This is a genomic window from Hassallia byssoidea VB512170 (assembly GCF_000817785.2).
GTDB classification, from domain to species: Bacteria; Cyanobacteriota; Cyanobacteriia; order Cyanobacteriales; family Nostocaceae; genus Hassallia; species Hassallia carrinoi.
The window spans coordinates 1-11,975 of record NZ_JTCM02000155.1 but is presented as its reverse complement, the minus strand read 5'-3'; the positions used below and the strand labels follow the sequence as shown (position 1 = coordinate 11,975).

The 11,975-nt window shown below is 42.5% G+C and carries 13 protein-coding genes and 1 pseudogene; 9 read left to right on the top strand and 5 right to left on the bottom strand.

The window, feature by feature from the left end; genetic code table 11:
- Nucleotides 1-238: pseudogene (locus tag PI95_RS36445) on the top strand (IS110 family transposase); the annotation flags it as partial.
- A gap of 99 nt (nucleotides 239-337) precedes the next feature.
- Here PI95_RS36445 and PI95_RS32700 read toward each other — a convergent pair.
- Complete coding sequence (locus PI95_RS32700; protein ID WP_039752568.1) at nucleotides 338-1,132, bottom strand: metallophosphoesterase family protein; 795 nt, start codon at nucleotides 1,130-1,132, stop codon at nucleotides 338-340.
- 145 nt (nucleotides 1,133-1,277) lie between these two features.
- Nucleotides 1,278-2,300: a S66 peptidase family protein gene (locus tag PI95_RS32695; RefSeq protein WP_039752569.1), complete on the bottom strand. Its 1,023-nt coding sequence runs from the start codon at nucleotides 2,298-2,300 to the stop codon at nucleotides 1,278-1,280.
- A gap of 287 nt (nucleotides 2,301-2,587) precedes the next feature.
- Between PI95_RS32695 and PI95_RS32690 the strand changes: the two genes are divergently transcribed.
- From PI95_RS32690 to PI95_RS32680, 3 genes are all read left to right on the top strand, one after another.
- The gene (locus tag PI95_RS32690) at nucleotides 2,588-2,959 is read left to right on the top strand and encodes a Lin0512 family protein (protein ID WP_039752570.1); all 372 of its coding nucleotides are present in this window, start codon (nucleotides 2,588-2,590) and stop codon (nucleotides 2,957-2,959) included.
- Nucleotides 2,960-3,038: 79 nt separating this feature from the next.
- Nucleotides 3,039-3,797 (top strand): DUF3598 family protein, encoded by a 759-nt coding sequence (locus tag PI95_RS32685; protein WP_039752571.1) that lies wholly within the window; start codon nucleotides 3,039-3,041, stop codon nucleotides 3,795-3,797.
- 135 nt (nucleotides 3,798-3,932) lie between these two features.
- Nucleotides 3,933-4,751, top strand: coding sequence for a DUF3598 family protein (locus PI95_RS32680; RefSeq protein ID WP_039752572.1), 819 nt, complete (start codon nucleotides 3,933-3,935; stop codon nucleotides 4,749-4,751).
- 73 nt (nucleotides 4,752-4,824) lie between these two features.
- On the opposite strand, the gene PI95_RS32675 is transcribed toward PI95_RS32680, so the two are convergent.
- The gene (locus PI95_RS32675) at nucleotides 4,825-4,977 is read right to left on the bottom strand and encodes a hypothetical protein (RefSeq protein WP_163519404.1); all 153 of its coding nucleotides are present in this window, start codon (nucleotides 4,975-4,977) and stop codon (nucleotides 4,825-4,827) included.
- Between the two features lie 162 nt (nucleotides 4,978-5,139).
- On the opposite strand from PI95_RS32675, the gene PI95_RS32670 reads away from it, so the two are divergent.
- Nucleotides 5,140-5,478 (top strand): hypothetical protein, encoded by a 339-nt coding sequence (locus PI95_RS32670; RefSeq protein WP_039752573.1) that lies wholly within the window; start codon nucleotides 5,140-5,142, stop codon nucleotides 5,476-5,478.
- Between the two features lie 127 nt (nucleotides 5,479-5,605).
- Here PI95_RS32670 and bcp read toward each other — a convergent pair whose 3' ends face one another.
- Entirely contained in the window at nucleotides 5,606-6,112 is a 507-nt protein-coding gene (gene bcp, locus PI95_RS32665) for a thioredoxin-dependent thiol peroxidase (RefSeq protein WP_039752574.1), read from the bottom strand.
- An 80-nt stretch (nucleotides 6,113-6,192) separates the two neighbouring features.
- Here bcp and PI95_RS32660 point away from each other — a divergent pair, with 80 nt between their 5' ends.
- Nucleotides 6,193-7,239 carry an alcohol dehydrogenase catalytic domain-containing protein gene (locus PI95_RS32660; RefSeq protein WP_039752575.1) on the top strand — a complete coding sequence of 349 codons (1,047 nt, stop codon included), beginning with the start codon at nucleotides 6,193-6,195 and terminating at the stop codon, nucleotides 7,237-7,239.
- Here the strand turns inward: PI95_RS32660 and PI95_RS32655 are convergent.
- Nucleotides 7,236-7,463, bottom strand: coding sequence for a hypothetical protein (locus PI95_RS32655; protein ID WP_163519403.1), 228 nt, complete (start codon nucleotides 7,461-7,463; stop codon nucleotides 7,236-7,238). The two genes, PI95_RS32660 and PI95_RS32655, sit on opposite strands and share 4 nt — an antisense overlap.
- Before the next feature lie 4 nt (nucleotides 7,464-7,467).
- Between PI95_RS32655 and PI95_RS32650 the strand changes: the two genes are divergently transcribed.
- From PI95_RS32650 to PI95_RS32645, 3 genes are all read left to right on the top strand, one after another.
- Complete coding sequence (locus PI95_RS32650; protein ID WP_163519402.1) at nucleotides 7,468-8,829, top strand: inorganic phosphate transporter; 1,362 nt, start codon at nucleotides 7,468-7,470, stop codon at nucleotides 8,827-8,829.
- Nucleotides 8,830-8,839: 10 nt separating this feature from the next.
- Nucleotides 8,840-9,034, top strand: a complete 195-nt coding sequence (locus PI95_RS36440) for a hypothetical protein (RefSeq protein WP_236117293.1) — start codon at nucleotides 8,840-8,842, stop codon at nucleotides 9,032-9,034.
- A gap of 505 nt (nucleotides 9,035-9,539) precedes the next feature.
- Nucleotides 9,540-11,873, top strand: a complete 2,334-nt coding sequence (locus PI95_RS32645; protein WP_039752576.1) for an EamA family transporter — start codon at nucleotides 9,540-9,542, stop codon at nucleotides 11,871-11,873.
- Nucleotides 11,874-11,975 lie beyond the last annotated feature (102 nt).

The window sequence follows — 11,975 nt, the reverse complement described above, 5'->3', positions numbered from 1 at the left end:
AGAACACAGCATTGAGCTGGAATTACAGCAACTTCTAACTGATTCAAAGTTTACCGCGTACCGCGAAGTATTTAAACTGTTTGGTTTCGGGCTGCGGTTGGAGGCTGTTATCCTCTCCCAAATTTACCCGCTTGAAGCTTACTTTGGCGCTGACGGTAAGCCAGAAATCAGGATTAGGAAGGGTCGAAAGTCTGGGAAACCCACAAAGCGCTACTTATCACTACGTCGCGCTCATTAGTCACGCTTGGCTTGCACCGTCAAAAGAAGCGTCTGGGGATAAAAGTAAAATCAAAAAAGTTACTATTTAAAAAACTAGTCGAGGGTCTAGAGTGAAGGATTAATTAACTCTGAGGACTACTGCGCGAGTGTCTACGTTTAAAACTTGTACTCTTTTGGGTAAGGTGGTCATGGGGATTTTCCAATGAGAATGACCGCATATTACTAGTAAGTCTCTTGCTGTTGCTAGTTCGGCACGTATGGATTCGTTCCCCATCAATTTCGCTTCTGCATCATTGGGTCCTTCGTGGAGAATTAAAATATTTGGTAATTCTTTGACGATATCTTTGATGGCTTTTCTAAAGTCTTTTTCTAAACGTCGAAAAGGCTTATTGCTTTTGCCAATAATGCCGGAAATGCCAGCGATGCGAATATCATCTATAGAAATAGTATTGCCATCTAAGTAGTGTATCCCACGCTGGTTTTGAAATTCGATGATGTTTTCTGGGGTTTTGCCGAAACTGTCGTGATTTCCTCCTACTCCAGCTACCCAACGAAAACGACTGCTGAAAGCTTGCCAAACTTCACGCACATCTCCTACACCACCGCGCTTGTCTATTTTGGCGTAAAAGTCGCCTGCTAAAATAATTCCTGTTGTTTTTGGCGGTGGAATTTTTCCCTGTTCAGCTAATATTTCTAGTTCTTCAGCGACAAGATGACCAAGAAGGCGTTGATTATTTGGATCTCTACCTTGTAAATCGCTGGTGGCAATTATTGCTTCTAAACCAGGTGGTAATGAGTCAACTTGTGCTGGTAAAATGGGCAGAACTTTATCAACCATCCCGGCACCACTGGATGCGGCGGTTATGAATGGTATTTGATGAATAGGATGGTTGGAAATATAGTTGATCCGCATTTTTTTGATTGATTAAGCTGTCAGCAGTCGAAAGGAAAAATGCAAATAGTGCGGGACTCTTTACTGGGGACTAGCGACTGGGGATTAGGTAAGAGAGTTATTCTTAATAGCTAATCGCCAATACATCTTTTTTGTTTTTATATTTCTATGTGACAGCAGACTCTAACATTTTTATTGTCCCAGCATTAGCATCTATTTCAACTTGTGTACCTACTGGCAAGGTAAATTTATCTTTAATATGACCAATCATTGAACCGTACCAAGCAGGAATGCCTAAAGGAAGTATATGCTGTTGCAATACTTGCATTAAAGTAAATGAAGGTTCATCCCCTAGATTACAATTAGTGCATTGCCCAAAGATAAAGCCAGCTATTTGATTAAGAATTCCCGCGTTTTTTAACTGTGTTAGCATTCGATCTACACGATAAACATCCTCGCCTACTTCTTCCACAAATAAAATACTTTTATAACACGAAGGTAAGTAAGGCGACCCTACCATTGCGGATAGTACTGACAAGTTACCACCAATTAGTTTACCTCTAGCCTTTCCTGGGGCTATGATTTGCATTTTTCCTTCTTCAGTATCCAAATTTTTCATTGTCACAGCTTCAGCGTTAAATAGGGTGCGCTTGACGTAATTTACCGCAAACTCGTTCCAGGTAGATGTAGCAACCAAACCGTGAAATGTCACAATTTTACTGCGTGCGTTTATTGCTAACAACAGCGATGTAATATCACTGTAACCCATCAAGATTTTCGGATTGGAGCCAATGCGGATGTAGTCGAGTAGAGGTAAAATCCGATTGCAACCCCAGCCACCGCGCATGGCAATAATTGCTTTGACAGATTTATCTGCAAACATGGTGTTGACTTCAATTGCGCGATCGCTATCTTTTCCTGCCAAGTAGCCATAACGATCTAAAATATGCTTTCCTAACTTGACTTTTAACCCTAACTGTGCAGTCAGGGCAAGCTTTGCTGATTCGACATCTTTAGGGTCAACGATACCCGCAGGGCTAATCAATCCTACCGTATCGCCCACTTGCAGGCGGGGTGGTTTGAGTATGGTGTTTGGCGCGATCTTACCTTGGGCTATAAGCGGTTGCATCTGGGTAGCTAAGGCAGCTAACCCAAAGGTGGTGAGAAATTGGCGGCGATTTATGCTCATGATGGCAGTTATAGTAACATTTGCCACCAATATTCCCCAAGCGCAAATTAAGAATTACGCTTTGTTCTGAGAAAGTTATGGCACTTATTAAGGAAAGAACGTTACCAATATTTAATAAGATTATTAAAGCATTATGTTCAATTTCTATTTGAAAACTGCATAAGTTTATTTTGTGACGGCAACAATTCCTGAAAGCTTTGGAGAGTGAAAAATTCATTTTTTTCAATTTGTAGAAATTGACCATCATCGCGATCGCGCAAGTAAATTTTGAATAATTTGAGGTAGCAATGGCTCGCAAACGCTTGATAATTGAGATGGGGATGGGGATAGATCAGCACGGACAAGAACCGACAGTGGCAGCGGCGAGGGCTGTGAGAAATGCGATCGCTCACAATGCTTTGCCTGGTGTTTGGGAAATCGCTGGTTTAAACGATCCAGATGAAATGATTGTGGAAGTACAAGTAGCAGTCCCTTACCCCGAACAAGTGCGAGAAGCAGAAGTACTAGCTGTACTGCCCTTTGGTCGCAAAACTCTCACCGTGGAATCTGGGGGTATGGTTGTGCAAGGACGGGCAATTCCTTCACTCAACGAGAAAAATGACGAAATGTTGATCGCTGTGGCATCTGTGACAGTTTTAATTGACACTGAACAGGGCTGACGCACTCTTTAATCTGTGAAAAGTGCATAATTTGATGTTGTTGACACCCATAAATAATGTAAAAGAATGTAAAAGCATAATGGATAATATAAATACCGATACAATACCACAACTACAAAATTGGAATAATTTCTGTCACTATCATGCCAACAGCGACTGGCATGGTATTTGGACTAGATATACTCCTAATGGACAAGAAATTGAATCTTTTCAATGTGTCAGAAGTTTTCACGTTAGTGAAGATGGAAGTGAAATAAATCACCAAAATCACTATACTTACGCAGATGGTAAAAAAGAGACAAAAACTTTTGAACCTTATAAAAAACCGATTATCAATTGCTTATTTTTAGACAACAGCTTTTCTTGGGGATCTATAAAAGTAGAATCAGGCTCAAATTTTGGTTTCGAGACGGGTTTCAGGTATAAAGATAGGCGTGTCAGTGTCGCTATTAACTATGGCGATCGCGGCAGTTTAGAAAGGATTACAGTCATTAGCGAACATTCATCAACTTTCGCATCGGCGATTAGTCATACTACAAAAGAGTTAAGCGGTAGCTGGGAAGGAACAGCTAAAACAATAACACCTGATTGGATAGTATCATCCCCCGTAGCAACCTCATTTAATCAACTAGAAAATTTCAGTGAGGATTACCAAGTTTTAGATTTATTAAACGGTATTTCTATCGCTTGCCCTCACAAAATAGAAACTGAAAAAGAGTTTGTTGCAACAATTGATTGGCTGGTGAATCCTGATTTATTACAACGCGGCATCCGCAAGTATGACGCATCTGGTTTTAGAAGTTTCACTCTGGAAACATTTAATATTACCGCTTGCTGAGGCACTGTTTAATCTGTCAAAAGTGTATAATTTGATGTTGCTGATACCCATCAAGAATGTATAAGGAAAGCTCTACCAGTTTAAGTTATCCGTACACAATTTAATCCTTTTGTCAATAATTATGGTTGAAAAAATATGAATTTACAAGATAAAAACTGGGAAAATTTATTTGGACATATCACGACTGAAGGTATTGCTTGGCACGGAATATGGACTGCGTATTCCCCAGACAAAGAAATCATTACATCCTTTAAAGCCGTGAGAAGATTTCAGGCTAATGAAGATCAAACCGTTATTACTCACACCAATAAATATACATACTCCGACGGCAGAGAGGAAGAAAAAATCTGGCATATTGAGAAGCAAACTTGTAGCCAGCCTGATGGAGTAATTTATCCAGTATTTTTATCTATGAGGGCAGTTTCCTTTGGTAAAGATAAAAATGCCTGGGTATCAAAAAAACTGGAAGCTGGAAAAAAAATTGCTGCGGAATTATTTTTTAGATATCAAGATTGGCGAACTAGTGTAGCTATTATCTATGCTGAGAGTGGCGAGTTGGAGAGAATTACGATAATTCGCGAGCATCTAAATAGCTTTCCCAATACACCAGCTAAAGCAGAAATAGAAAAGTTGCCTGGAAAGTGGAGTGGACGAAAAGAGTATCTAAATAGTGATTTAGAAATATCGGCTTCAGCAGAAAATCAAGAGTTTGTGTTAGATCCAACAAAAGGAAAAAATAAGACGATATCTTTGCCAGATGGTATTGTTGTTAATGTGCCGGAAAAGGTGAATATTGGAGAAGAATTTGAGATAGTAGCGGGAAAATTAGTTGCAGAAAACGAGTATAAACGGCTGACTGCTCAATATGATAAATCGGGAGCATTCGCGATGTTGATTTCCGAAGTTTTTAGCGTAGAAGATGAAGCCGAAGGTAAAATTAAAAATCCACTGTAAGTAATACCAAGACGATATTAGGCATGTCTGAAAATACCTAAAAGTTGCGATTATCGGTGCTGGACTAGGCGGTTTAGCAAGCGGCATCGCACTCCACAAACAAAATATCAATTTGCGACCGATTAGTGCCGATCTGACTCTTTTTCCCAACGGTTTGAAGAAAGATGGAGGCGATCGCACCCGGTATCGTCGAAACTTTGATCAAAGCAGGTAGCCCAACTCGCATGGTGAACTTGCAAAAAAGCATCGGCGAGTCAACCTGAGTTTGAAGATTGGCTTTATAATTACAAATTATTCTAACAGCTTTGGGCTAAACTATTAACTATTGAGGTAAGAATCTCTGGCAGTAAGTTTTATCAACGACTAATCACCATTACTTGATGTGAGTATGTCTCAAAACAATGATGAATTACTCCAGATCCAGAAGCTAGCTGAACTTAAACCGAAGCATTTCGCTGACTTAGTTAGAGCTGCACAATTAATTTACGATCCGACAGCGGGACTTTCTGGTAGACATTTAAAAGTTGACTGGCAAGATTTCGGTATTCCTTTGGATGTCGTGGACAATCTGAAATCACTTGGTCAACAGTATCAATATGCATCTCCCCATGTACCAGTTGAAATTGTTTGGAGTCAATTAACTCCAGAAACTCGTATTTGGTTTGTGGAAAATAAAGATAGATTGTGGCAGTTTGAGGAAGCTTTTCCGGCACTTGATGAAGATTAGGTGTAGGGTGCGCTCTTGACGAATGTTAAGAACGCACCAAAAGTAAGGTTTTTGGTGCGTTAGCTGGGGCTAACACACCCTACAATAGTTTGATGTTTAATTTGGTTAGACTACTTACAATCTAACTTTAAGTTGCTGACAATTCTTGCAATTTAGTTAAGACTTGTTCGGCATGATTTTTGGGTTTAACAATTGACCACGTATGGGCAATGATTCTATCAGGTGAAATTAAAAAAGTTGACCGCGCTATACCCATATATTCTTTGCCCATAAATTTCTTTAATCGCCAAGCACCATAAAGTTCTGCTAAATGATGTTCTGGATCGCTTAATAAGGTGATTGACAAGTTATATTTGTTAATAAATCGACAATGAGATTTACTAGAATCTGTGCTTACTCCTAAGATTTTAGCTTTTAGTTGATTGAATTCTTGGCTCAAGTCAGTAAAGTCTTTCGCTTCAACAGTACAACCAGGTGTGTCATCTTTGGGGTAAAAGTAAAGTACGATCCATTGATCGGAGAAATCAGTGAGGCTAAGTTGATTGTCGTCTTGGTCTAGTGCGGTGAAATTAGGTGCTTGTTGTCCGGGTTGGGGAATGTTGTTCTGTGAATTGGGCGATCGCAGTGGTTCCATAAATTAAAAATATCGCAACTTATAGCTCAGAGAACGCTTCTAATGTTAAATCTAGTATCGTTGAGTGATAAAAAATCAACGTGAAAGCACAGGTATTTAGAGGCGTTAATCAACTCTCTTACGAAGATATCCCAATTCCAGAACTCTCACCGGATGAAGTTCTGGTACAAGTGCGGGTAGTCGGGTTGTGTCAGTCGGATATCAAAAAGATTCGCTATCCGCTATATGAACCACCGCGTATCTTTGGACATGAAACAGCGGGAACCATTGCCGCAGTCGGTAATGAAGTCAAAAATTGGCAAGTAGGACAACGGGTGGCAGTAATGCACCACATCCCTTGTATGCGTTGTGCGTACTGCCTCAATGATAATTTCTCAATGTGCGATGTCTACAAAAACATTTCCACCACAGCCGGGTTTAACGCTAGTGGGGGTGGTTTTGCGGAGTATGTCAAGGTTCCCGGTCATATTGTGCGATCGGGTGGATTGATTCCGATTCCTGATAATATAAGCTTTGAAGAAGCAAGTTTTGTAGAACCGACTAACTGCTGTTTGAAGGCGGTAAAAAAAGCTCAGATTATTCCCGGTCAAACAGTTTTGGTTACTGGCGCAGGACCAATTGGGCTAATGTTTGTCATGTTGGTGAAGTATTTCGGAGCAAAAGCGATCGCCACCGACTTACTGCCCTCTAGAATTGAAAAAGCTTTAAATGTCGGTGCAGAAGCCGCATTTGATGCCCGCGATCCCGATTTATCGGCTAAAATTCAAGCACTAACCGATGGTATGGGTGTTGATGTCACCTTACTAGCGGTTCCCAGTGATAAAGCTTTCTTTCAGGGTCTTGATTGTACCCGCAAAGGTGGAAAAATCGTCTTTTTCGCCGAGTTTCCCGATGAAATGGAAATTCCCATTAACCCGAACATTCTCTATCGGCGGGAGATTGACTTGATGGGCAGTTATAGTTCATCATATCGCCTGCAAAGTCTAGCAACTGATATAGTGTTTAATCGACGCATCGACGTATCCGCATTAATTAGCGATCGCTATCCCCTACAAAAATTATCTCAAGCTGTAGAAATTGCGATCGCACCCACCCCGGAAACGTACAAGATTTTGATTTATCCCTAGTTTTGGAAGGGGGACAAGGAAGACAAGGAGGACAAGGGAGACAAGGAGGACTCCTTGAAGGAATTTCTCCCCCATCTCCCCCATCTCCCTTGTCCCCCCCCTCTCCCTTGTCTCCCTTGTCCCCCCCCCATCTCCCTTGTCTCCCTTGTCCCCCCCATCTCCCTTGTCTCCCTTGTCCCCCCCATCTCCCCATCTCCCCATCCCCCCCTCTCCCCCTCCCCCATCCAAATGTTTACAATTTTTGTCACCCTACTAGCTTTATACGTTGCTTTCAACTTGGGAGCAAATGATGTTGCTAATGCGATGGGAACTTCTGTGGGTTCCAAAGCTGTTACTCTAAGACAGGCTTTGATAATTGCTGGGGTGTTAGAGTTTACGGGTGCTGTATTGTTTGGGCAAGAGGTATCAGAAACACTAGCGACGAAAATCGCCAATCCCGCTTTATTTGTCGCTGCACCGCAAATGCTTTTAACTGGGATGGTGACGGTGTTAATCGCGTCTGGGGTGTGGTTGCAAATTGCCACCTCACGCGGTTTACCTGTATCATCTTCTCATGCCGTTGTTGGTGCGATCGCTGGATTTAGTTGGGTAGCTTTGGGAGTTAACGCGATTGATTGGTCTTCAATTAAGTTAATTACCCTAGGCTGGATTGTCACCCCCCTGATAAGTGGTGCGATCGCCGCTTTATTTTACAGTCAAATCAAGCGCTGGATTCTCGATCAACCTAATCAGATAGCGCAGTTAAAAGAATGGATTCCTTGGTTGAGTGCATTGCTGCTGGGGATATTTGGAGTAATTGTCCTACCCTCTTTGAGTCAACCTCTGACAAATTTTTTAATGGAGCAATTTAATTTAAATATACCTGCTCACGACATCCCAATTTTCACAGGTGCTGTAGCAGCAGTGGGACTAACTTTATATGGCTTACGAGAATTGGAGGACAAGGGCGACGGGCGTGGGGACAAGGGCGACGGGCGTGGGGACAAGGAGGACAAGGAGGACAAGGAAGAATCTTTTCCCGATTACCCATTACCCATTACCCATTCCCCACTCCCTACTCCCCATTCCCCACTCCCCAATCCCATCGAACGCTTATTCGGTAAATTTCAACTTTTGAGCGCTTGCTTTGTGGCATTTGCTCATGGTTCTAATGATGTGGGGAATGCGATCGCTCCAATGGCAGCGATCGTTTACATTAATACTACTGGCGCAGTTCCAATAAATGGCATTACGATCCCCATCTGGATTTTAATACTTGGCGGTGTTGGTATTGTCGCTGGTTTAGCGATTTGGGGCAAAAAAGTTATCGCTACTATTGGCGAAAGCATCATTTCCTTACAACCGAGCAGCGGATTCTGCGCCGAACTCGCCACAGCCACCACCATCTTACTTGCCTCCCGGTTGGGTTTACCCGTTTCCACCTCCCATGCCCTCGTTGGCGGCGTGGTTGGCATCGGACTAGTGCAAAATCTCAAGTCGATTCAATTCCAAACTCTCCAAGGAATCGCCGCTGCATGGTTTATTACAGTCCCCCTCAGCGCAGCCCTCAGCGCTGCCATCTTTACACTGCTGAGTGCTAAGTTCTGGTAGGGAGTGGGGAATGGGGCATGGGGCATTGGGCATAGGGCATAGGACATTGGGTAAAATTCCTCTCCCCCTGCCCCCCCTGCCTCCCCTGCCTCCCCTGCCTCCTGCCCCCTGCCCCCTGCCCCCACTCCTTCACTCCCCCACTCCCCCACTCCCCCACATCCAAAGCAGGGTATTTGGCACAAAGGCTTTTAATTCAGTAAAATGATTTTCAGGCAAACGGGATATTTTTATTCCCACCAAAGAATATTTTCATCCAGATTTGGGATGAAAGGTGTAACGCAATTCACATTCTACACAAATTTACAGATAGGTTTGAGAATTTCGACAATTGCATTAAGCCAAACGTAAAAAACGCAGAAATCCGTAAGTCATTGATAATTGCTATTGCCGCTAAAAGAATAGATATCTATTTTTGATGATATTTTATCCGGATAAAAATATCACTTGAAAATAGCTGATTTCAAGAGAACTTACTGAATAGTAGTCTGTGATGCACCAATCAATGGGAATCTCATGTATCAAATGTCAAAACAGTAGGGCAAATTATCCGGTTTGCACAATGCTTGTGTTGAGCATCACGCAATTAAGTTAAAACGCATAAGTCCTGTTAAAATTTTTAGTTTATCTGACAAAATACAGGAAATACTATGAGTGCTGAGGAATTCCACAAAAAGCTGCATTATCGTCAAGGGGTCAGAGGTTAAAGACTAATGGGGCGATTTGAGAACCGACCAGAAAACCCGCGTGCAAGAGGCGAAATATCTAGGGCAGCAGAAACTGCCTTGTGGGGTGTAGTTGAGGATTTGCAAAGCCTCCAGCAGAATATGCTCAAATCCTTACAAGAAGATATAAGTAGGCTGGAATCAGACAAGAAACACTTAGCTGATGAGATTAAACGGCTGCAAACCGAAAAAGAACAGCTACAACAGACGAAGCAAATAACTGAACAACAAGCTTTGGTACGTCAGTTGGCGCAAGTTTTAGCAAATCACATATCTTCTCAATTACAATCTTCGCTTTCGGCTTTAGCTAATCAAGCAATCGAGCGCGATTTACATCCAGAAAATGCGATCGCCGAAAGGCGTGCCGCAGGTATCGCGTCACATGAGGCTAACAGTAATATTGTTACAGAAATTAATAAAAATACTGAGCAACTGATTGGCAGTCTAGATGATACCCTAACTATCACCTTGAAGTTACTCCAACAAGAGTTAAATAACCATCAAAGTGGTATTTCTCAACAGTTGTCTCGGATGCAAAGCCGACAGCAGCAAGGGGAAGCGATGTTGGCAGAATTAACCAATCGACTCAACAAGGAACTGGAAAAAAAAATCCTACCTACACCAGTTACCCCAACGAAATCTGTTGAGTTGACAGTTTCTGAGCAAAAACAGCAGAATGTCATAAACACTTCTCCAGCGGCAGAAGTCAAAAAACCCCCCGAACCAATTTCTGTTATTCCCAAAGAAACATCGACCAACGGAACTACATTATCTGTATCTTCTGTAGCAGAAAAAGAAGTCAAAAAACCCACCGTTGAACCAACTTCTGTTATTCAATCCGAAACATCGAGAAACGGAACTACATTATCTGTATCTTCTGTAGCAGAAAAAGAAGTCAAAAAACCCACCGTTGAACCAACTTCTGTTATTCAATCGGAAACATCGAGCAACAAAACTACATTATCTCAGTCTTCTTTGCCGGTGCCAGAGGTTAAGAAACCCCCCGAACCAACTTCTGTTCCCAAAGAAACATCGAGCAAGGGAACTACATTATCTCAGTCTTCTTTGCCGGCATCAAATAACACTAAGGCATTGCCACCAGAGGTGAAAAAAGACCCGAAAGAGCCAATTTCTGTTCTTTCCAGGGAACTAAGCGATACTACATTACCCCCATCCCCTCCGCCAGAAATCAAGGTAAAGCCACCAGAGGTGAAAAAAGACCCGAAAGAGCCAATTTCTGTTCTTTCCAGGGAATTGAGCGACCCTACACCATCTCCTTCTCGTCAGCCACAACGACCCTCTCGTGGCGCTGGAGCCTTATCGCCCATGCAAATGGGTTTATTGCTGATTCTATTGTCAACGGTGTTGTCGTCGCTTTACAACGTCGCTATTAAGGCAATTTTTCAGCCAAATTCCCTAATTTTGGGTGCGTTCCAAGTTGAGCAGTTGATATCGCCGACGTTGGGAAATTCTCTGTTAATTTTGATGCTGAGGATGATGGTGGTTGTACCGCTAATGTTAGTTTTAGCGCCGATGATGCATCAGCGAGTGTGGCAAGATTTACATTCCTTGGCTGGCTCAGTACGGGGAAATCCAACTCCCTCGAAAGCAAGTACGCGACAGGTGTTGATATTGTCGGTTGTGAGTGGATGCTTTTTGTTTTTGTCTCAATTGCTGATTTACTTGGCGATTGGACAAGTACCAACGGGAATGGCGATCGCACTTTTCTTTATTTATCCGATGATTAGCGGGCTATTATCTTGGTTTCTGTTCCGCGATCAACCAACATTATTTCGTATCAGTGCGATCGCCGTGATTTTTATCGGTGAATTGTTGATGTTGGGTGGGTCAGCTGGTGCCGGTATTGGTAATAACTATGTAGGAAGTATGAGTGCGATCGCTTCAGGAGTAAGTTTCGCTATATACGTAATTCTGACGCGGATTTGTGCTGCTAAATTGCATCCTGTCACATTTACTTTAATTAACTTCGCTACTATGCTATGTTTGTGCTTCATCGGTTTAATGTTGCCTTTACCAACTAGCTCAAGTTTGATAGTTGATCCCAATCGCTTATTAGAACTTATCTTAAGCGCTTTTATCTTGGGTGTAATGACCCTGGCGTCTTATGTGTTGAATAACGTGGGAATTAGCAAAGTTAGTGCAACCCGTGCAGCGATATTCGGAGCCAGTGTCCCAGTTTTAACCGTGATTTTTGCCGGCTTAATTATTCAAGAAACCTTATCAATCGTTCAGGCTTTAGGAGTCTTGCTAATTACCTTTGGTGCAGCCGCATTTAGCTTAGAAAGAATACGCGCATCGTAGGGACAAGGGGGCAGGGGAGCCAGTGCGGTCTTGGGGTTTCCCCAAGTGGAGCATCTGGCGTGGCAGGGGAGCCAGTGCGGTCTTGGGGTTTCCCCAAGTGGA